The organism is Streptomyces minutiscleroticus (assembly GCF_014650875.1).
Classification (GTDB): Bacteria; Actinomycetota; Actinomycetes; order Streptomycetales; family Streptomycetaceae; genus Streptomyces; species Streptomyces minutiscleroticus.
Map to the genome: position 1 here is coordinate 42,940 of NZ_BMVU01000032.1, position 20,453 is coordinate 63,392.

At 74.4% G+C, this 20,453-nt stretch carries 16 protein-coding genes and 1 pseudogene; 3 read left to right on the plus strand and 14 right to left on the minus strand.

Annotated elements, in window-relative coordinates; genetic code table 11:
- Nucleotides 1-49: 49 nt before the first annotated feature.
- Nucleotides 50-139, plus strand: a pseudogene (locus tag IE271_RS42310) (ABC transporter permease); the annotation flags it as partial.
- Nucleotides 140-503: 364 nt separating this feature from the next.
- On the opposite strand, the gene IE271_RS26440 reads toward IE271_RS42310, so the two are convergent.
- The 6 genes from IE271_RS26440 to pdhA all read right to left on the minus strand — a co-directional run bounded on the left by IE271_RS26440 (nucleotide 504) and on the right by pdhA (nucleotide 8,269).
- On the minus strand, nucleotides 504-1,601 hold the full coding sequence (locus IE271_RS26440) for a potassium channel family protein (RefSeq protein ID WP_190192941.1): 1,098 nt from the start codon (nucleotides 1,599-1,601) through the stop codon (nucleotides 504-506).
- Nucleotides 1,602-1,623: 22 nt separating this feature from the next.
- The gene (locus tag IE271_RS26445) at nucleotides 1,624-3,204 is read right to left on the minus strand and encodes a molybdopterin molybdotransferase MoeA (RefSeq protein WP_373308843.1); all 1,581 of its coding nucleotides are present in this window, start codon (nucleotides 3,202-3,204) and stop codon (nucleotides 1,624-1,626) included.
- A gap of 218 nt (nucleotides 3,205-3,422) precedes the next feature.
- Nucleotides 3,423-4,355: an NTP transferase domain-containing protein gene (locus IE271_RS26450; RefSeq protein WP_229919575.1), complete on the minus strand. Its 933-nt coding sequence runs from the start codon at nucleotides 4,353-4,355 to the stop codon at nucleotides 3,423-3,425.
- 265 nt (nucleotides 4,356-4,620) lie between these two features.
- Nucleotides 4,621-6,117: a dihydrolipoamide acetyltransferase family protein gene (locus IE271_RS26455; protein WP_190192942.1), complete on the minus strand. Its 1,497-nt coding sequence runs from the start codon at nucleotides 6,115-6,117 to the stop codon at nucleotides 4,621-4,623.
- Complete coding sequence (locus IE271_RS26460) at nucleotides 6,117-7,121, minus strand: alpha-ketoacid dehydrogenase subunit beta (protein ID WP_190192943.1); 1,005 nt, start codon at nucleotides 7,119-7,121, stop codon at nucleotides 6,117-6,119. Before IE271_RS26460 ends, IE271_RS26455 begins: the two co-directional genes overlap by 1 nt.
- Nucleotides 7,118-8,269: a pyruvate dehydrogenase (acetyl-transferring) E1 component subunit alpha gene (pdhA, locus tag IE271_RS26465; protein WP_190192944.1), complete on the minus strand. Its 1,152-nt coding sequence runs from the start codon at nucleotides 8,267-8,269 to the stop codon at nucleotides 7,118-7,120. The genes IE271_RS26460 and pdhA overlap by 4 nt, the downstream gene beginning before the upstream one ends.
- 175 nt (nucleotides 8,270-8,444) lie before the next feature.
- On the opposite strand from pdhA, the gene IE271_RS26470 reads away from it, so the two are divergent.
- Nucleotides 8,445-8,954 carry an Lrp/AsnC family transcriptional regulator gene (locus IE271_RS26470; RefSeq protein WP_190192945.1) on the plus strand — a complete coding sequence of 170 codons (510 nt, stop codon included), beginning with the start codon at nucleotides 8,445-8,447 and terminating at the stop codon, nucleotides 8,952-8,954.
- 182 nt (nucleotides 8,955-9,136) lie between these two features.
- Here IE271_RS26470 and IE271_RS26475 read toward each other — a convergent pair whose 3' ends face one another.
- Together IE271_RS26475 and IE271_RS26480 are read right to left on the minus strand one after the other, a co-directional pair.
- Nucleotides 9,137-9,727, minus strand: coding sequence for a TetR/AcrR family transcriptional regulator (locus IE271_RS26475; protein ID WP_190192946.1), 591 nt, complete (start codon nucleotides 9,725-9,727; stop codon nucleotides 9,137-9,139).
- Nucleotides 9,724-11,238, minus strand: a complete 1,515-nt coding sequence (locus tag IE271_RS26480; RefSeq protein ID WP_190192947.1) for a 3-hydroxyacyl-CoA dehydrogenase — start codon at nucleotides 11,236-11,238, stop codon at nucleotides 9,724-9,726. Before IE271_RS26480 ends, IE271_RS26475 begins: the two co-directional genes overlap by 4 nt.
- 148 nt (nucleotides 11,239-11,386) lie before the next feature.
- Here IE271_RS26480 and paaN point away from each other — a divergent pair, with 148 nt between their 5' ends.
- Nucleotides 11,387-13,081, plus strand: a complete 1,695-nt coding sequence (gene paaN / locus IE271_RS26485; protein WP_190192948.1) for a phenylacetic acid degradation protein PaaN — start codon at nucleotides 11,387-11,389, stop codon at nucleotides 13,079-13,081.
- A gap of 46 nt (nucleotides 13,082-13,127) precedes the next feature.
- Here paaN and IE271_RS26490 read toward each other — a convergent pair whose 3' ends face one another.
- The 6 genes from IE271_RS26490 to IE271_RS26515 all read right to left on the minus strand — a co-directional run bounded on the left by IE271_RS26490 (nucleotide 13,128) and on the right by IE271_RS26515 (nucleotide 20,146).
- On the minus strand, nucleotides 13,128-13,979 hold the full coding sequence (locus IE271_RS26490; protein ID WP_190192949.1) for a TrmH family RNA methyltransferase: 852 nt from the start codon (nucleotides 13,977-13,979) through the stop codon (nucleotides 13,128-13,130).
- On the minus strand, nucleotides 13,976-15,346 hold the full coding sequence (locus tag IE271_RS26495) for an HTTM domain-containing protein (protein ID WP_190192950.1): 1,371 nt from the start codon (nucleotides 15,344-15,346) through the stop codon (nucleotides 13,976-13,978). The genes IE271_RS26490 and IE271_RS26495 overlap by 4 nt, the downstream gene beginning before the upstream one ends.
- A complete protein-coding gene (locus tag IE271_RS26500; RefSeq protein ID WP_229919571.1) occupies nucleotides 15,343-16,407 on the minus strand; it encodes a DUF5819 family protein in 1,065 nt (354 codons plus the stop codon). The genes IE271_RS26495 and IE271_RS26500 overlap by 4 nt, the downstream gene beginning before the upstream one ends.
- A gap of 541 nt (nucleotides 16,408-16,948) precedes the next feature.
- Complete coding sequence (locus tag IE271_RS26505; RefSeq protein WP_190192992.1) at nucleotides 16,949-17,278, minus strand: rhodanese-like domain-containing protein; 330 nt, start codon at nucleotides 17,276-17,278, stop codon at nucleotides 16,949-16,951.
- Between the two features lie 75 nt (nucleotides 17,279-17,353).
- Nucleotides 17,354-18,499: a J domain-containing protein gene (locus tag IE271_RS26510; RefSeq protein WP_373308841.1), complete on the minus strand. Its 1,146-nt coding sequence runs from the start codon at nucleotides 18,497-18,499 to the stop codon at nucleotides 17,354-17,356.
- 147 nt (nucleotides 18,500-18,646) lie between these two features.
- Nucleotides 18,647-20,146, minus strand: coding sequence for a DUF2252 domain-containing protein (locus tag IE271_RS26515; protein ID WP_190192951.1), 1,500 nt, complete (start codon nucleotides 20,144-20,146; stop codon nucleotides 18,647-18,649).
- Nucleotides 20,147-20,453 lie beyond the last annotated feature (307 nt).

Genomic DNA, 20,453 nt, shown 5'->3' on the forward strand with positions numbered 1-20,453 from the left:
GCGGTGCCCCGGGGACGTTCCGCGGCACGGGTGGCGATGAGTTTCCGGCGCCGCGGAGGTCGCCTGGTCGCTCGGCTGGGCGGGCCTGTTCCTGCTGGTCTTCGGCCCGGTGACGATGCGGCTCTACAACCGGAAGTAGGCGGGGACGGCGAACCGGGTCCGGCCCCGGCCGCGGTCCGGACCGCCCGTGGTCCGGACCGCCCGTGGTCCGGACCGCCCGTGGTCCGGACCGCCCGTGGTCCGGACTCGGCCGTGGTCCGGACTCGGCCGCAGGTCACAAGTCGTCGATCACCGGGCGCCGGGCGCCGGGCGCCGGGCGCCGGGCGCCGGGCGCCGGGCGCCGGATGCTGGATGCCGGATGCCGGATGCCGGATGCCGGATGCCGGATGCCGGATGCCGGATGCTGGATGCCGGATGCCGGGCATCGGACGCCGGGCGCCGATCCCCAGCGGCTGGTGGCCGGTGGTCGGTGGTCGGTGGCCGGGCGTAGATCGCCGGATGTCTCAGTCCTGGCGCAGGGGACGGTGGTCGGGGGTGATCTGGCGGCTGGGGGTGGCCCGGACGATCGTGATCAGACGGTCCGTCAACTGCAGCTTGCCGACGGCCGGATCGTCGTACCCGAGCACCCGGTGCCCCCGTACGACGCTCAGCACCAGGTCCTCGGTCTCCCGCACTCCGAGGCCGACCTCGGACTTTATGACCGGCCGCTCGACGACGTCCAGCCCGCTGCCCTGCTGGATCAGGTCCTCCACGACCATGCCCGCGCTGGGGCTCAGCACCGAGAGGCCGAGCAGCCGGCCGGCCGCGCTGGCGCTGGTGATGACGGCGTCGGCACCGGACTGCCGCAGCAACGGGGCGTTCTCCTCCTCCCGCACCGCAGCCACGATCTTCGCCCCGCGGTTGAGCTGCCGGGCAGTCAGGGTGACCAGGACGGCGGTGTCGTCGCGCTGGGTCGCGATGATGATCTGCCGCGCCTTGTGCGCCTCGGCCCGCTTCAGGACCTCGCTGCGGGTGGCGTCACCGATCACCCCGACGAACCCCTCCGCCGTCGCCGCGTCGATGACCTTGCTGCTGGGGTCGACGATCACGACCTGTTCCTTCTTCAGCCCGGCCGCACACACGGTCTGGATCGCCGAACGCCCCTTCGTCCCGAAGCCGACGACGACAGTGTGTTCACGCAAGGTGGACCTCCAGCGGTTCAGTCTCCATTCCTCCCGAGTGCGTTCGGTGAGGACCTCGAGAGTGGTGCCGACCAGGATGATCAGGAAGAGCACCCGCAGCGGTGTGACGACCAGGATGTTGACGAGGCGGGCACCGTCGCTGACCGGTGTGATGTCGCCGTATCCCGTGGTCGAGAGAGTGACGGTCGCGTAGTAGAAGGCGTCCAGCAGGTCGACGGACTCGTCCGAGTTGTCGTTGTAGCCCTCGTGATCGGCGTAGACGATGAAGGCGGTCGCCACCAGCACCACCAGCGCCATGGCGAGGCGCTTGCCGACCTGCCGGATGGGACGTTCGACCGCTTTTTTCGGGAGTTCCACCCGATGGGTCACGAGATGCTCGTCCGCTTGGCGGGCGATGGCGTCATGGCCCGGAAGTTTCACGTGAAACACTCCCCGTTCGCGTTCATGTGCTGCATGCCCCGATCCCCGCCGTCGCCCACGGCAGATCGAGGATCTCCAGTTCCCGGCCGGGCCGGGCACCACCGGGCGGAACGACCGCCAGGGCGTCGGCCGCCGCGATGCCGCGCAGCATGGCCGGACCGTTGTAGCGCAGCGGCACCGCCCGGTCGCCGCGCAGCGCGACGGGGACCAGCCGCGTGTCGTGCGGATGGCCGTGCACCACGTCCCGTACGGGCAGCGCGTACCGCTCCGGGGCGCGGCGTCCCGCGAGCGTACGCAGCAGGGGCTCGGCCAGGGTGAGCAGGCCGGAGACGGCCGCCAGAGGGTTGCCCGGAAGGCCGACGAGGTGCTGGTCCTCCCTGGTCCGGGCCAGCAGCATGGGGTGTCCGGGCCGCACCTCGACCCCGTCGACGAGCAGCTCGGCGTCCACCCGGCGGAGCGTGGGGTGGACGTGGTCGACAGGACCGGAGGCCGTTCCCCCGGTCGTGACGACCAGGTCGGCGCCGGAACCGGCGACGGCCCGGTGCAGCGCCTCGGCGTCGTCGCCGAGCCTGCGCACCGCGACGACGTCCGCGCCGAGCGCGCGCAGCCACGACGGCAGCATCGGCCCGAGCGCGTCCCGGATCAGCCCCTCGCGCGGCAGCCCCTCGGTCAGCAGCTCGTCGCCCAGGACGAGCACGTCGACGCGTGGGCGCGGGACCCCGGCCAGGGTGTCGTAACCGGCGGCCGCGGCGAGTCCGAGCACGGCCGGAGTGACCACGGTGTCGGCGGGCAGCAGCAGGTCCCCGGAGCGGCACTCCTGGCCGCGCGGGCGGATGTCCTGGCCGTGCGGGACGTCACGCGTGGGATGCAGCCGCCCCATGGCGTCCATGGCGCCGTGCTCGCTGCGCAGTACGGCGGTGGCGCCCCGCGGGATGCGGGCGCCGGTGGCGATCCGGACGGCCTCGCCGTCGGTGAGCGCCTCGGGCCCGGCCCGGCCCGCGAGCACGCCTTCCGCACGGACGGCCCAGGGCCCGGGCCCGGCCACCGCCCAGCCGTCCATCGCCGAGGTGTCGAACGACGGCAGGTCGGTGAGGGCGGTGAGGGGCGCCGCGAGGACCAGACCGAGAGCGTCCTGGAGCGGGACCACGACAGGCGTGCCGGGCGTACGGGCCGCGCGCCCGGCGACGGCACGGGCGTCGGGCCACGGGATCGCACGGTGGCGCTTCCCGCCCTTGCCGTGCTCGCCCCCCGCGTCACCCGTGCCGGAGGCGGCCCTCGCGTTCGTACCGTGGGCGGCCGATGCACTCGTACCGGAGGCGGCCGACGTGCTCGTGCCGTCGCCGGGCGTGCCGGAAGCCCCGTGCTCCTCCTGGCGTCCGGGGACGCCCTGGCTCCGGCCCTCCCCCTGCTTCCGGCCCCGCCCCTGCTTCCGGCTCCGTTCCTGTCCCGCGTCGCCGCGTTCCTGTCCCGCGACGCCGCCGGATCCGGCAGGGCCACGGCGGCGGCCGGAACCCGGCGCAGGCCCGACGGCGGTCCCGTCGTCCGGCTCACGGCCACCGGCACCGGCACCGGCACCGGCACCGGCACCGGCCGACGGTTCCATGAAGCAGGTCCCGGATCCGGCCCTGGTCGGGTCGCTCCGTCCGCCGTCGGACGCCGGACCGGGCACGCCGCCGGACCGCCCGGCGGAAGCGGCCCCCGGGGCGGCCGTGGAGCCGGCGGGCCGTGCGGCGGTACCGCGCGACCGCGCCGCGTCCTCGTTCACCAGGGCGAGGACCTCGTCGACGTCCAGGTCGACGTCCTCGTACCGCCCGCCGGGGGTCATCCGGCGTCCGGGCCGCCACCGGCGCCCGCCGCACCGGGCGTCCCGCCGGGCGTGGGGTCGGTGCCGGGCGCGGAGCCGCCCCCGGAAGCACCCGGCGCCGTGCCGAGCCCGGCCTCGGCGGTGCCCTCCTCCGCCCAGCGCACCGCCAGCGCCATCGCCTTGCGGGCCGCCTCGGCCACGGCCTCCGGCCCGCCGCCGGCCCGTGCCGCCGCGTACCCGACGAGGAAGGTCGTCAGCGGGGCGGCCGGCCGCGCCACCCCGTGGGCGGCGTCGCGGGCGGTGTCGAGCAGGAGGGCGGTGTCGACGTCCAGGTCGATGCCCAGCTCGTCCTTGACTGCGGAAATCCATTCATCCAACACGTGCCCATGCTCCCTGATACGTTCCCGGGCGGCCGCGATGTCCTCCCAGGTGTCGCAGTCGAACGACGCGACGGGGTCGGCGATGCGGGTGAGTTCGAGGGCACCGGTCAGCCGCCGCAGCGGCAGCCCGGTGAGACCGCCGTGCGCGGAGGCGAGCGCCGACAGTTCCCGGCGCAGCGCTCCGGTCCGGTACACGGCCACGAGCGGCTGGTCGCGTCCTTCGGAGTCGACGAGCAGGACGCCGTCGGCCGCGCTCCCCCGAAGTGCCGTCAGCAGACGCCGTACCGTTTCCTCTTCGAGGAACGGGAGATCGGCGGAGAGCACCACCGTGCGGTCGGCGGTGGTCCGCCGCAGTCCCGCGTCGAGGGCGGCGAGCGGCCCTGCGCCGGGCGGGTCCTCGCGCGCCCAGAGCACCGGGCGGGCGGTGTCCCTGGGATCGGCCACGACGACCGTCGTGGCGGCGTCGGCGCAGGCCGCGAGCACCCGGTCGAGCAAAGCCCGGCCGCCGACGCGCACGCCGGGCTTGTCCGCCCCGCCGAGCCGCCGCGCGGCGCCGCCGGCCAGCACCACCGCGTCGTAACCGCCGGGCGCGTACGGGACGTCGGCGCCACGGGCACGATCGGTGTCGGCGGTGCGGGCGCCGCCGGTGCCGTCGCCGGCCGCGGGCCCGGCGCCGCGGACGCCGTCGGCACCTGGCACCGTCGCGGACACGGCGTCGCGGGCACCGGTCCCCCGACGCGCGTCCGGGCTCTCGTACGCGGTCACCCCCCGAGTATGGGGTCCCGGCCGATCAATGCCACCCCCGGGTGCGGTCCGCCACTCCGGGGACTGTGTGTCACACCGTCCGCAGCAGCACCGCCGGTTGCTCCACGCAGTCCGCCACGTACCGCAGGAAGCCGCCCGCCGTGCCGCCGTCGCACACCCGGTGGTCGAACGTGAGGGACAGCTGCACCACCTGCCGCACCGCCAGCTCGCCCCGGTGCACCCAGGGTTTGGCGACGATCCGGCCGACGCCGAGCATGGCCGCCTCGGGGTGGTTGACGATCGGCGTGGAGCCGTCGACCCCGAACACCCCGTAGTTGTTCAGCGTGAAGGTCCCGCCGGTCAGCTCGGCCGGCGTCAGCGTCCCGGCGCGCGCCGCCCCGGTGAGCCGGGCGAACTCCGCACCGAGCGACTCCGTGTCGCGCCTGTGCGCGTCCCTCACGACCGGTACGACCAGCCCCCGCTCGGTCTGCGCCGCGAACCCCAGATGCACCTCGTCGAGGTACACGACTTCCCGGGCGTCCGTGTCGACCGTCGCGTTCAGCTCCGGGTGGCGGGCGAGCGCGGCGGTGCAGATGCGGGCGAGCAGCGCGATCAGGGGGACCTTCGGGCCGCCCGCCGCGTTCATCGCCTCGCGGGCGCGCAGGAGCTCCGTCGCGTCCGCGTCGACCCAGCAGGTCGCGTCCGGTATCTCGCGCCGGCTGCGCGACAGCTTGTCCGCGACGGCGCCGCGGACACCGCGCAGGGGCACACGGGTGCCGCGGACGGCCCCGCCGCCGGCACCGGCGTCAGCGGTGGCCGCGGACGCGCCCGCCCGCGGCACGGCCGGGGTCTCCGGTACGGCCGGGGTCCCCTGCTGCACGGACGCGGTCCGTCCGTCGACGGCGGGAAGGCCCGTGGCGTCCGTGCCCGGTGCGCTCCCGGGCGCGGCACTCCGCGCGGTGCCGCCCCGGGCCGCCCTTTCCACGTCCGCGCGCAGGATGAGCCCGTCCGGTCCTGATCCGGCCAGCCGCCGCAGGTCCACACCGTGCTCGCGCGCCAGCCGCCGTACGAGCGGCGAGATCACCGGCACGGGGCCCTCGGCCCGCACCGGAGCGCCGGCCCCGCGGGGCGCGCTCCCGGTCCCGCCGCCCGTCCCGCGCGGGACGACGCCCGCGGCGCGGTCCGGCGACCGCGGCACGGGGGTCTCCGAGCCGCCCGCCGGGCCGGACAATGCGACGCGCACCCTCCGGCGCCGCGCGGGCGGCGCCGTCGTGCCGTACCCCACCAAAACGTTCCCGGAGCCCTCCGCCTCGGCCGCGGGCGCGGGGGCGGCGTCCTCCGGCTGTCCCACCGCGACGGTCAGCAGGGGCGCCCCCACCGGCAGCTCGGTCCCCTCGTCGCCGTAGCGGGCGGTGACCACGCCGCCGTACGGGCACGGGACCTCGACCATCGCCTTGGCGGTCTCCACCTCCACGACCGGCTGGTCGACCGCGACGACGTCGCCGACCTGCACCAGCCAGCGGACGATCTCGGCCTCGGTGAGCCCCTCGCCGAGGTCGGGCAGCTTGAATTCGAGGACCTGGGCCATCAGCGCTCCGCCTCCCACTGCAGCCTGGCCACCGCGTCCAGGATCCGGTCCACACCGGGCAGGTGGTGCCGCTCCAGCATCGGCGGCGGGTACGGGATGTCGAACCCGGCCACCCGCAGCACCGGGGCCTCCAGGTGGTGGAAGCAGCGCTCGGTGACCCGCGCGGCGATCTCCCCGCCGGGACCGCCGAAGCCCGTCGACTCGTGGACGACCACCGCGCGCCCCGTCCTGCGCACGGACGCGCACACCGTCTCGTCGTCGAACGGCACCAGGGAGCGCAGGTCGACGACCTCCAGGTCCCAGCCCTCGGCCCGGGCCGCCTCGGCGGCCTCCAGGCAGACGGGCACGGACGGCCCGTACGTGACGAGCGTGGCGCTGCGTCCCGTGCGCCGCACCACCGCGCGGCCCAGGGGCTCGACCGGCTGCGGCCCGTCCGGGTTCCAGGACTCCTTCGACCAGTACAGGCGCTTGGGTTCGAGGAAGACGACCGGGTCGTCGGAGGCGATCGACGCGCGCAGCAGCCCGTAGGCGTCGGCGACCGTCGCGGGCGTGACGACATGGAGCCCCGGAGTCGCCATGTAGTACGCCTCGGAGGAGTCGCTGTGGTGCTCGACGCCGCCGATCCCGCCGCCGTACGGCACGCGCACGGTGATCGGCAGGGGCAGGGCGCCGCGCGTGCGGTTGCGCATCTTCGCCACGTGCGAGAACAGCTGTTCGAGCGCGGGGTAGCCGAACGCGTCGAACTGCATCTCCACCACCGGCCGCAGCCCGTACATGGCCATGCCCACGGCGGTGCCGAGGATGCCGGCCTCCGCGAGCGGCGTGTCCGTGCAGCGGTCCTCGCCGAACTCCGCGGCGAGCCCGTCGGTGATCCGGAAGACACCGCCCAGCGTCCCGACGTCCTCGCCCAGGACGTGCACGGCCGGGTCCTCGGCCATGGCGTCGCGCAGCGCGCGCCCGAGGGCCTGCGCCATGGTGGCGGGCTTGAGGGCAACGGTGGTCATCGTGCGGTCCCCTCCGGTGCGTGGTGGTCGGCCTCGGCGTCCAGCTCCGCCCGCAGCTGCGCCCGCTGCTCCAGGAGCTGGGGCGTCGGCTCGGCGTAGACGTGCGCGAAGAGCTCCCCGGGGTCGAGCTCCGGGTCCTGGTTCATGCGTTCGCGCAGGTCGGCGGCCATTTCCTCGGCCTCTTCGCGCACGGCCCGCATACCGTCCTCGTCGAGCAGTCCGCGCGCGGTCAGCTCGCGCTCCAGCAGCAGGATCGGGTCGTGCGCGCGCCAGGCCTCCACCTCGGAGCTCTCCCGGTAGCGCCGGTCGTCGTCGGCGTTCGTGTGGGCGTCCATCCGGTACGTGACGGCCTCCACCAGCGTCGGCCCGCCTCCCGCGCGCGCGTGGGCCACGGCCTCGGCGAGCACCTCGTGCACCGCCGCGGCGTCGTTGCCGTCGACCAGGCGGCCCGGCATGCCGTAGCCCACGGCCTTGTGGGCGAGGGAGGGGGCGGCGGTCTGCCGGGCGAGCGGCACGGAGATCGCGAAGCCGTTGTTCTGGACGAGGAAGACCACCGGGGCGCGCCAGACCGCCGCGAAGTTCAGCGCCTCGTGGAAGTCGCCCTCGCTGGTGCCGCCGTCGCCGACCAGGGCGAGCGCGACCACGTCGTCGCCCTTGAGGCGGGCGGCGTGCGCGAGGCCCACCGCGTGCGGGAGCTGGGTCGCCAGCGGCGTGGACAGGGGGGCGACGCGGTGCTCGCGCGGGTCGTAGCCGGTGTGCCAGTCGCCGCGCAGCAGGGTGAGGGCCTGGACCGGGTCGAGGCCGCGGGCGACGGCGGCCAGCGTGTCGCGGTAGCTGGGGAAGAGCCAGTCCCGCTCCTCCAGGACGAGGGCGGCGGCGACCTCGCAGGCCTCCTGCCCGGTGGAGGAGGGGTAGACGGCCAGGCGGCCCTGCTTGGTCAGGGCGGTCGCCTGCGCGTTGTAGCGGCGGCCGCGCACCAGCTCCGCGTACAGCCGGCGCAGCAGGGCCGGGTCCGCCCCGGCGGCCGCCCCGGTGCCCAGCACACGGTGCGGCAGGGCGTCGGGCAGCAGCGGCGCGGGGTCGGTGCGGGGCTGCCAGGCAGGCGGCGGGACCGGCCGATGCGCGTCCCGCTGCTCCATGACCGTCATGACGGCACCTCCTCGTGGGAGCGGCTGTGGGAGGCATGTCGGGTGTGACGCGCCTCACCTACCGATTGTTCGGTCGTCGGCACATTTTGGCTACAGGCGCCTCCAGGCTGTGGACAAACGGTTCTCCACAGCCTGGTATGGACGCAGTACGTCCATGGCGGAGAGGCGGGGGCGCATGGCAGCTGAACAAATGGCCGACGGCGGCGGGACCGACCGCGCCGAGCCTCCCGAAGCCCCGGCCCGGCCGCTGGACGACATCGACCGGGACATCCTGCGGATGCTCCAGGCGGACGGGCGCGCCTCGATACGGTCCGTGGCCGAACGCGTCCACGTCTCCCGGGCCAACGCCTACGCGCGCATCAACCGGCTCATCGAGGACGGCGTGATCCGCGGCTTCGGCGCGCGCGTCAACCACGAGCGGGCCGGGAAGGGCGCCGCCGCGTACGTCACGCTGAAGATCGTGCAGAACTCCTGGCGCACCGTGCGCGACCGGCTGCGCGCACTGCCCGAGGTGGCTCACATCGCCCTGGTCAGCGGCGACTTCGACGTCCTGCTGCTGGTGCACACGCCGGACAACAGAACCCTGCGGGAGCTGGTGCTGACCCGGCTGCAGGCGATCCCGGAGGTGCTCGGCACCAGAACGCTGCTGGTCTTCGAGGAGGAGGACGTGGAGCCACCGGACTGACCACTGCGCCGCACCGCACCGGCGGGACGCACCGGCGGGAGCCGCCCGGCCCGCGCCGAGGGCGGCCGGCGCTCGGCCGTCGGCGACCGACAGCCGACGACGACAACCGGTAACCGGTGACAGCAGCCGGTGATCGACGACAGCAGCCGGCAACCGGTGACCGGCCGCCGGTGAGCGACGGCTCAGCCCTCCTTGCGCAGCCCTCCGAAGACCAGCCGCACCACGGCGTCCGCCACCTCGCGCTCGCTCATGCCGCGCCCGTCGGGCCGGTACCACTCGACGATCGAGTTGATCATTCCGAACACCAGCCGGGTGGCCAGCCGGACCTCGACGTCCGCGCGGACGTCCCCGTCGGCGGCCGCGTCCTTCAGCAGCTCCGCCACCCGGTGGTCGAAGTCCCGCCGCCGCTCCAGGGCCCACCGCTCGGTGTCCGTGTTGCCCCGCACCCGCAGCAGCAGCGTCACGTACGGCAGTTCGGCGATGAGCACCTCGACCATGCGCCGGGTCACGTGCTCCAGGCGCTCGACGGCACGTCCCGCGCGCGCGGGCCCCTCGTCGAGGATCCCGAAGAGCCCGTCCAGCGCCCGGCTGACGGCCCGGCGCAGCAGCTCCTCCTTGCCCGTCACGTGGTGGTAGATCGACGACTTGGAGATGCCGGCCGCCCGGGAGAGGTGCTCCATGGACGTGCCGTCGTAGCCGCGCTCGTTGAAGACCCGCACGGCCACGGAGAGCAGCGTCTCCGGGGTGTAGGTGTCGCGCTTGGCCGTGCTCATGCGGTGCCCTCCCGCTTGTCGGAGGCGTAGGCGTGGCGGTAGAGCGCGAGCGACGGCGCGTAGCGGCCGGAGGGATCGCGCATGTGGAGGTCGTCCAGGAGGGCGTACGCCCAGTTCTTGCCGAGTCTGCGGCTCCACTCGAAGGGGCCCAGCGGGTAGTTGACGCCCAGGCGCATCGCCGTGTCGATGTCCTCCTCGGTGGCCACCCCCTTGGCGACGGCGTCGTGCGCCAGGTCGATGACGCGGGCCACGGTGCGGGCGACGATCATGCCGGGGACGTCCCCGATGACGCTGACGTCCTTGCCGAGCGCCTGGAACAGCCCGGTGGCCTCGGCGAGCGTCTGCGGCGAGGTGTCCTGGGAGGCGGAGAGCGCGATCCGGGTCGCCCTGCGGTAGTCCAGTGCCAGGTCGAAGTAGACGACGTCGCGGAACTCGACGGAGGTCTGGCCGTCGGCGAGGACCAGCTGGCCGCCGCCGGGCAGCACCAGGCGCGTCCCGTGGTCCTCGTCCTCCTCGCGGACGCCGATGCCCGCCTCGCGGACCATCGCGAGCAGCTCGGACGCGGGCCCCAGGTCCCCCTCGGCGACGACGTACGCGGGTGGCCGGGCGCGCTCCGCGGTGTGCGGCTCGGGGCGCTCGGCGCCGTCCTCGTAGTCGTACCAGCCGCGGCCCGCCTTGCGGCCGAGCCGGCCGGACTCGACCAGGCGCCGCTGGGTGAGCGAGGGCGTGAACCGCGCGTCCTGGAAGAAGGACTCCCACACCGAGCGGGTGACGGCCTCGTTGACGTCCTGCCCGATGAGGTCGGTCAGCTCGAAGGCACCCATCCTGAAGCCGCCCGACTCGCGCAGCACCGCGTCGATGGTGGCGGGGTCGGCGGCCTGGAGCTCGTGGACGGCGAAGGCCTCGGCGTAGAAGGGGCGCGCGATGCGGTTGACGATGAACCCGGGGGTGTCGGCGCAGGCGACCGGCGTCTTGCCCCAGGCGCGCGCCGTCTCGTACGCGCGCGTGGCCGACGTGACGTCGGTGGCGTACCCCGAGACGACCTCCACCAGCGGCAGCAGCGGCGCCGGGTTGAAGAAGTGCAGCCCGACGAAACGGCCCGGGTTGCGCAGCGCGCCGCCGATCGCGGTCACGGACAGGGACGAGGTGTTCGTGGCGAGGAGGCAGTCGTCCGCGACGATCCCCTCGAGGTCGCGCAGCAGCTGCTGCTTGACGTCCAGTCGCTCCAGGACGGCCTCGACGACGAGTCCGCAGTCGGCGAGTTCGTCGAGGCTGTCGGCGGGGCGCAGGCGCGCGCGGGCGGCGTCCCGGTCGGCGGCGGACATCCGGTCCTTCTCGACGAGCCGGTCCAGGCGGGCGCCGATGGTCTGTACCGCCTGCGCGGCGCGGCCCGGAACGGCGTCGTACAGCCGTACGAGGTGCCCCGCGACCAGCGCGACCTGGGCGATGCCCTGGCCCATGGTTCCGGTGCCGACGACGGCGACGGGTCCGGCGAGGTCGAGTGCTGTCATGCCCGCGATCCTCCCGCACAGGCTTGTCCACAGGTTCGGCGGACCCCCTTGTCCCGACCGATCGTTCGGTTACTCTAGCCGTGTCCGACCCTTCCTGCCCAGCTCACCGGCTCGACGAGGAGCCGCCTCCCAGAGGAGTTGGTCCCTGATGGCCGCCGCACCCACCGCGTACGAGCAGTTGATCGACCGCCACCGCCCCACCCTCGACCAGGCACTGGAGACGATCCGCACGCGCGCGTACTGGTCGCCCCACCCCGAGCACCCCAAGGCCTACGGCGAGAACGGCAGCCTGAGCGCGGCCGAGGGCAAGGCCGCCTTCGACGCCCTCCTCGGCACCCGGTTCGACCTGGGCCAGCCCGGCACGGACGACTGGGTCGGCGGCGAGGTCTCCCCCTACGGCATCGAGCTGGGGACCACGTACCCGCACGCGGACCTCGACGTGCTGCTGCCCGCCATGCGCGCGGGGCAGCGCGCGTGGCGCGACGCGGGCGCGGAGGCGCGCGCCGCCGTGTGCCTGGAGATCCTGGCCCGCATCAGCGCCCGCACGCACGAGTTCGCGCACGCGGTCATGCACACCAGCGGCCAGGCGTTCATGATGGCGCTCCAGGCCGGCGGCCCGCACGCGCAGGACCGGGGCCTGGAGGCGGTCGCGTACGCCTACGCCGAGCAGACCCGCACGCCGGACACCGCGGAGTGGACCAAGCCCCAGGGCAAGCGGCCGCCGCTGGCCCTGACCAAGCAGTTCACGCCCGTGCCGCGCGGCATCGGCCTGGTGATCGGCTGCAACACCTTCCCGACGTGGAACGGCTACCCGGGCCTGTTCGCCTCCCTGGCCACGGGCAACGCGGTGCTGGTCAAGCCGCACCCGCGCGCGGTGCTGCCGCTGGCGCTCACCGTGCGCATCGCCCGCGAGGTCCTGGCCGAGGCCGGCTTCGACCCGAACCTGGTGGCCCTGGCCGCCGAGGCCCCCGGGGAGGGCATCGCCAAGACCCTGGCCCTGCGCCCCGAGATCAGGATCGTCGACTACACCGGGTCGACGGCCTTCGGCGACTGGCTGGAGACCCACGCCCGCCAGGCGCAGGTGTACACGGAGAAGGCCGGCGTCAACACGGTCGTCGTGGAGTCCACCGGCGCCTACAAGGGCATGCTGGCGAACCTGGCGTTCTCCCTGTCCCTCTACAGCGGCCAGATGTGCACGACGCCGCAGAACCTGCTGATCCCCCGCGACGGCATCGCCACCGACGAGGGCCCCAAGACCTACGACGAGGTGGTCGCGGACCTCGCGCGCGCGGTCGACGCCCTCCTCGGGGACGACGCCCGCGCGGCCGCGCTGCTCGGCGCCCTCGTCAACCCCGACGTCAGGGCCCGTCTCGAGGCCGCCCCCGGCCTCGGCGAGGTCGCCCTCGCGTCGCGGGAGGTCACCATGCCGGAGTTCCCGGACGCGGTGGTGCGCACCCCGGTGATCGTGAAGCTCGACGGCGCCAAGCCCGACGACGAGGCCGCCTACATGAGCGAGTGCTTCGGGCCCGTCTCCTTCGCCGTGGCCGTCGACTCCGCCGAGGACGCGGTGGAACTGCTGCGGCGCACGGTGCGCGACAAGGGCGCGATGACGGTCGGCGCGTACACCACCTCGGACGACGTGGCCGAGGCCGTACGGGAGGTCTGCCTGGAGGAGTGCGCCCAGCTGTCGCTGAACCTCACGGGCGGGGTCTACGTGAACCAGACGGCCGCCTTCTCCGACTTCCACGGCTCGGGCGGCAACCCCGCGGCGAACGCCGCTCTGTGCGACGGCGCGTTCGTCGCCGACCGCTTCCGGGTGGTGGAGGTGCGGGAGGAGGCCTGAGCCGTCACGGAGGGCGGCCGGGCCGTCGCCCGCGCCGCCCGGCGGCTCAGTCCCCGGCCGGGGGCGTGACCGTACCCACTGCCGTGGACGTGGCCGTGCTCCAGTGGAAGAGCGTCATGGCCACGCTGGTCGCCAGGTTGTAGCTGGACACCTGGGGACGCATCGGCAGGGACACCAAGTGGTCGGCCCTAGAGCGCAGTCCGGCGGAGAGGCCGCTGCGCTCGGAGCCGAAGGCGAGCACGGCGTCGTCCGGGAGAGCGACGCCCCGGATGTCCTCGCCCTCCGGGTCCAGGGCGAACAGCGGGCCGGACGGCAGCTCGCCGGCGGCCGTCCGCTCCACGGCCGTCGCGAAGTGCAGCCCCGCCCCGCCGCGTACGACGGTGGGGTGCCAGGGGTCGAGCGTGCCCGTGGTCACCACGCCCGTCGCGCCGAACCCGGCGGCCAGCCGGATCACGGCCCCGGCGTTGCCGAGGTTGCGCGGATCGTCCAGGACCACCACGGGCGCACTGCGGGGCGTACGCGCCAGGGCGCGCAGGTTGGCCTCGCGGGAGGGGCGGACCGCGAGGGCGGCCACCGACGTGGGGTGAGGACGCGGGACGAGATCGCGCAGCCGGGCGTCGGAGACCTCCACGAGCAGGGCGTCCAGGGCGTCGCGCACGTCCGGGGCCAGCTCGTCGGCCAGCGCGAGCGCGGCGCGCCGGTCGGCCGTGAGCGCCACGGGGACGCGCGCCGCGAAGCGCAGCGCGTGCTTGAGGGCGTGGAAGCCGTCGAGCAGGACGGACGTACCCGCGAGCCCGCGCCAGACGCGCACGGCGGCCTCGGGGTCCGTGCGCGAGGAGACGGCAGCCGTGGGCGAACAGACGGGCTCCGCAGGCGGGCGGGCGGGCGGCTCGTTCATGCCGTGAAGCCTACGTGCGGCTGCTCGGCCCCCTTCCGGGCGTCCTGGGCGCGGGCGTCGTCCGGCTCCGTGCGGTCCTCCCCGTCCTCTCCGTCCCCCCTCGGACCCGACGGCGTACGGCGGCGGCCCGTAAGGAGACGGGCACGCGCGCGGGCCGCCCAGCCGCCCAGGCGCCGCAGGAACGACGTGGGCAGGAAGACGGCGTCGGCGGCGATCATCGCGAGCGAGAAGAACGGCAGCCCGAGGAGGACGGCGATCGCCGCGTGCTCGATCATCATCACCACCAGCAGGACGTTCTTCGCCCGCCGGTTGAGCAGCGTGAACGGGAAGGCCACCTGGGCGATGACCGTCCCGTACGTCACGAGCATCACCATCGTGCCGTGCGCGGCCAGCAGGCCGGACAGCGCCGGCCAGGGCGAGAAGTAGTCGAGGTGGAGCGGGTAGTGGACCGCTGTGCCGTCCTGCCAGCGCGAACCCTGGATCTTGTACCAGCCCGCGGTCGCGTAGATCAGGCATGCCTCGGCCATGATCACGAGGAGGGCCGCGTTGTGCGCGAGGTTGGCGACGACGTCGAGGAGGATGCGGAACTCCCCGTGCGGCGTCCGGCGGTTCGCCAGCCACCACAGCCCCTGTGCCGCCCACAGTCCCCAGAACACCGCCGGCCAGCCCCAGCCGTCGCCGAGCCCGCCCGCGAGGGTGACCACCGCCAGGGCGAAGCCGAGCACCGCCCAGAGGACCGGGCCGACCCGGTCCGGACCCGGGTCCCCGCCTCGTTCGCCGCGCACGCGCTCCCGCCGTGCGTCCAGCGACCAGACCTGGCCGCAGCGCGTGAGGACGAGGTAGATCGCCATCAGGTGGATGACGTTGTCGCCGCCGTCCCCCATGAAGACGCTGCGGTTCTGCAGCGAGAGCACGCCGATCATGAAGAGGACCGACGCGGTGCGCGTGCGCCAGCCCAGCATCAGCAGGACGCTCGCCAGGACGGCGAGCCCGTAGACGCACTCGAACCACACCTGGCTGTCGGACCACATCAGGACGGTGAACGCGTGGTTGACGGCGATGAGCTGCTGCGCGTCGTCCCAGCTCCAGGGGCTGTCGGGCCCGTACAGCTCCTGCCGGTGGGGGAACTCCCGCAGCAGGAAAAGCAGCCAGGTCGCCGAGAAGGCGATACGGATCACCGCGGTCTGGTAGGGCCCCAGGGACGCCCCGGTGACACGGGCGACGCCCTGCCCGACCACGCGGCCGTAGTGGGCGGCGCGGGACGCCGTGGCTGTCGCGGCCGCCTTGGCCGTCGTGGTCGTCGTGGCTGTCGCGTCCGTCGTGGCTGTTGCGGCCGTCGTGGGGATGTCGTGACCGGAGGAGTTCATGAGCCGGTCGCCTCCGTCCGCGCCGTCCGCGCCGCCGGGTGGTCCGCCAGGGGATCCGTCCGGGCACCCGCCGGGGAATCCGTCCCGGTCGCGTCGGCCTCCGCACCGCCGCCGACAGCGGCGGCGGCATCCGCTCCGTCCTCGGCCCCCGTACCCGCGGGGCGGTCGGCCGAGGTCACCTCCCACCAGGGCAGCAGGCGGTACGTGGGCTGGTCGGACACCTTCTCGTCGCTCCACTTCGGCGGCGGCACGTTGGTCGTACGGGAACGGACCTGCACCCGGTCGACCACCGCGCCGCGGCCCCCCGCGTCCTCGCGGTCGAGGCGCATCACCGTGATGCGGCGCAGGTAGCTCTCGGAGAGGGTGCCGCGCACACCGTTCGGGCGGTTCTCGTCGTCGTGCGTGGCCGTGTAGAAGTCCCAGGCGCGGCGCAGTTCGTTCTGCTGGGTGTGGCTCGGCAGCGGATTGCCGTCCACGGCCTCGCCGTCCTGCGCCGAGAGGTCGTACCAGCCGGTCGTCCGGACGTCGCCGTCCGCGGTCCGCACCTCGGCTCTGACCTGGACCGCGATGTTCTGCTGCAACGGGTTCGGAGCGAAGAGCTTCCAGTTCTGCTCGAACTCGGGATAGATCCAGTCGTCGATCGTCTTCCCGTGCTGCTTGCTGACCGTGTTCGACGGTGCGAGGTGCAGGAACACCATTCCCAGGTGCACGCACGCGGTGACGGCGACGACCGCGAGGGCGAGGGCGGCGACGACCCGGTAACGGGGGGAGAGGGCCGCGATGCCCGAGGGGCGGTCCGTCGCCTCAGGACCCGCGGAGCCGCCGCCGAGCAGCGGACGCGGAGAAGGCGCGGACAGGGGGGAGGACGACGGCGGCGGAGGTATGGGAGGCGGCGACGCGCAGGCCGGGGCGGCGGAAGGGGCCGGCACCGAGGAGGCCGGGGTCTCCGGATCGGGGCGGGAATCCTGGGGGCGGTGCGGGTCCGGGCCCCGACGGGATTCCGGAATCCGGCGGGAGTCCCGGTCCTGACGGCCCTCCGAGCCCTTGTCGTACGCGTCCATTCCGCCCCGATCACCGATCGCCGCTCTCGTTCCGGTCCGCCGTGGCGTGCGCGGTCAGGGCGGGCGGCGTACCACCCGCGCGCTCCGGGCCGGCCGCGACGTTCGCACGGAACGGTACTCAGACCGGTGCACCGGGCACAGCCCTCGACCGGCACAGCGGCCACGAGGGTACCCACAGCGGTGGACACCTTACGGCCCCCGGGCGGCGCGGACCCCGATGAGCCGAACGACCGGTCGGGACAACGCGCCCGCCGAGGCGGACCATGACCGGCGGCAGCGACGACGCCGACGCCGGTGCTCGCAGGGCGAACAGCCGGCGTACACGGACGGGGAAGGACGGACTGCGGACGGACGACGGAAGGACGAAGGACGGCTGAATCGGGGACGGACGAGGGACTGCGGGCCCGCGGACAGTACGGGCACGGGGCGGACGACGGACGGATGCGTCCGAACTCCTCGCCGGAGGCTGTGCCGCGCGACCTCCCGGACGCGCCTCGCGCGCACCGGACGTGCGCCGGACGCGCGAGGACGCGGGGGAGGGCTACAGCACGAAGCCCTGCTGCCCCTCGGCGTCCACGACCGGACGCCCGGCGGCGGCCCAGCTCTGCATGCCGCCGTCGACGTTCACCGCGTCGATGCCCTGCTGCACGAGGTACGTCGTCACCTGCGCGGAACGGCCGCCGGACCGGCAGATCACGTGCACCTTGCCGTCCTGCGGCGCCGCCTCGGTCAACTCGCCGTACCGCGCCACGAAGTCACTCATCGGAATGTGCAGCGCACCCTCCGCGTGACCCGCCTCCCACTCGTCGTCCTCCCGGACGTCCAGCAGGAAGTCTCCGTCCGCGAGGTCCTCGACCCCGACCGTGGGCACACCAGATCCGAAATGCATGTCCCCGACGCTACCCGACCTGCCGTCCCGCCCGTCCCGCCCGTCCCGTCCCGTCCTTCAGCCCAGCAGCCCGGCCAGCTCCGCCTCGCGCTCACTCACCTGGGCGAGGAGCTGCTCGGCGATCTCCTCCAGCAGGCGGTCGGGGTCGTCCGGAGCGAGCCGCAGCATCGCGCCGATCGCGCTCTCCTCCAGGTCACGGGCGACGAGGGTGAGCAGTTCCTTGCGCTGGGCCAGCCATTCGAGGCGGGCGTAGAGCTCCTCGCTGCGGCTCGGGCGCCACTCCTCGGCGACAGGGCCGGCGGCCCACTCCTCGGCCAGCTCCCGCAGCAGTGCCTCGTCCCCACGGCCGTACGCGGCGTTGACCCGGGCGATGAACTCGTCGCGCCGCTTGCGCTCACCGTCGTCCTGCGCGAGATCGGGGTGGGCCTTGCGGGCCAGCTCGCGGTACAGCTTGCGGGCCTCGTCACTGGGCCGCACCCGCTGCGGGGGCCGCACCGGCTGCTCCGTCAGCATCGCCGACGCCTCGGGGGAGAGCCCGTCCGAGTCGATCCAGCCGTGGAACAGCTCCTCCACTCCCGGCATCGGCAGCACGCGGGCCCGCGCCTCCTCCGCCTTGCGCAGGTCCTCCGGGTCGCCCGTGCGCGCCGCACGCGCCTCGGCGATCTGCGCGTCCAGCTCGTCGAGCCGCGCGTACATCGGACCGAGCTTCTGGTGGTGCAGACGGGAGAAGTTCTCCACCTCGACCCGGAAGGTCTCGACCGCGATCTCGAACTCGATCAACGCCTGCTCGGCCGCGCGCACCGCCCGCTCGAGCCGCTCCTCGGGCCGGTCCTGCGCGGCGTCCCCCGCGTCGCCCTCACCCCCCGTGTCGCTCGCGCCGCCGACACCGCCGACGCCGTCGGCCGCAAAGTCGCCCTCCACGGCCGGCTCCGGCCGGTCTCCGGCCCGCGCGGCGTCCGGACTCTCCGCCTCCGGGCTCTCGCTCCGGGACTCCGCAGCGCTCGCGGCGCCGGCCGGGCCCGCGGCCCCGCCGGCCGTCGCGCCCTCGGCAGCCGTGGCCGTGGCCGTCGCCGTCGCGCCGGCGGGCTTCTCGTCGACGGTCTCGGCCGGGGCCCCATCGGTACGGGCCTGCTCGGCGAGCGGCTCACCGGAGGGCTCGCCGGGGGGAGCGGACGGGGGCTGCTCAGCTTCCGGGGTCGTCACCCGTCCAGCGTAGGCCACGGCACGGGCGGGTACTCGGAAGCATCGCTGAACTGCTCCTGCCGCTGTGGGCACCTGAGTCACAAGTGCCTCTCGGGGGGCCTCCCCCGCCCCCTCCCTCCCCTCCCTCCCCTCCCCCCGTCCCCGTCCTCAGACCCCCATCTCCCCCGCGACCCTCCCCGCCCGCACCGCGGCCACCAGTTCCGCGTGGTCCGCCTCCGTGCGGTCCGCGTACGCGACGGCGAACGCGGCGATCGCCTCGTCCAGCTGGTCGTTCTTGCCGCAGTAACCGGCGATGAGCCGCGGGTCGGCGCTGTGGGAGTGGGCGCGGGCGAGCAGCGCGCCCGTCATCCGTCCGTAGTCGTCGATCTGGTCCGCGGCCAGGGCCGCCGGGTCGACGCTGCCCTTGCGGTTGCGGAACTGGCGCACCTGGTACGGCAGTCCGTCCACCGTGGTCCAGCCGAGCAGCATGTCGCTGACCACCTGCATGTGCTTCTGGCCGAGCACGACGCGGCGCCCTTCGTGCGTGGGCTCCGGGGCCGCGAAGCCCGCGGTCGGCAGGTGCGGCACCAGTGCCGAGGCCCGCGCCTCCTTGACCTGCAGGATCAGCGCCTCGCCCCGGTGGTCGAGCAGCAGCACGACGTACGAGCGCGTGCCCACGCTGCCGGTGCCGACCACGCGGAACGCGACGTCGTGCACCGCGTACCGCGCGAGCAGCGGGAGCCGGTCCTCGGACAGCGTGGTGAGGTACTCCTCCAGCGAGGCGGCCACGGCCGCCGCCTCGGCGTCGGGTATACGGCGCAGGACCGGCGGCGCGTCGACGAACCGGCGGCCGCCGTCCCCGGCCTCCTCGGTCGACTTGGCCGCGAACCTCCCGCTGGTGTTGGCGCGCGCCTTCTCCGAAACCCGCTCCAGGGTGCCTATCAGGTCGTGGGCGTCGGTGTGCGAGACCAGTTCCTCGTCCGCGATCGCGTTCCAGGCGTCCAGGGCGGGGAGCTTGGCGAGCAGCCGCATGGTGCGCCGGTAGGCGCCCACCGCGCCGTGCGCCGCCGCCCGGCAGGTGTCCTCGTCGGCCCCCGCCTCCCGGCCGGCCAGGACGAGGGAGGCGGCGAGCCGCTTGAGGTCCCACTCCCAGGGGCCGTGCACGGTCTCGTCGAAGTCGTTGAGGTCGATGACCAGTCCGCCGCGGGCGTCCCCGTACAGACCGAAGTTCCCCGCGTGCGCGTCACCGCAGATCTGCGCGCCCATGCCCGTCACGGGGGTGCGGGCGAGGTCGTACGCCATGAGTCCGGCCGATCCGCGCAGGAAGGCGAACGGTGTGGCCGCCATCCTGCCGACCCGTATCGGCATGAGGTCGGGGAGCCGCCCCCGGTTGGACTCCTCGACGGCGGCCACGGCGGAGGGGCGGTCGTCGGCCGGGCGGAAGTCGGCGTGGGCGCTGCGGGGCACGCGGTCCCGCAGCGCCTTGCCCTCCGCCTTGGGCGATCCTTCCGCGGGCCAGGCCGCGAAGCCCCGCACACCGGAGAGCCTCAGGGCGTGCGCCGCCGACCGCGGCGTCCGCGTCGCCGGCGCCCGCTCGCCTTCCCCCACCCGCTCCCGCGCCCGGTCCTGCCGCTCCCGGTCCGCGGTTCCCGTCTGTGTCTCGACCATGTCGACCGGCCTCCCCCTGCCCGTGCGCAACCCGCCCGTGCGCAACCCGTGCGCACATCAACTGCCGACGACCGTACAGTCGGCGATGGGGGCGCGTGAGGGGCTGTGGACAACTCCGCGCTTGTGGACAACGCACGGCCTCACCGGTTCATCACGCACCTCAGCGGCCCCACTCACCGGCAGCCCAGGACTCATCGACAGCCCTCACCGGACCGGCCGGTCCGACGGGTCCGAGGGGTCCGGTGAGGGCTGTCGGGTCCGACGAACCGAATCAGTCCGGTTCGACAAATCCAGCGAACCGAATCGG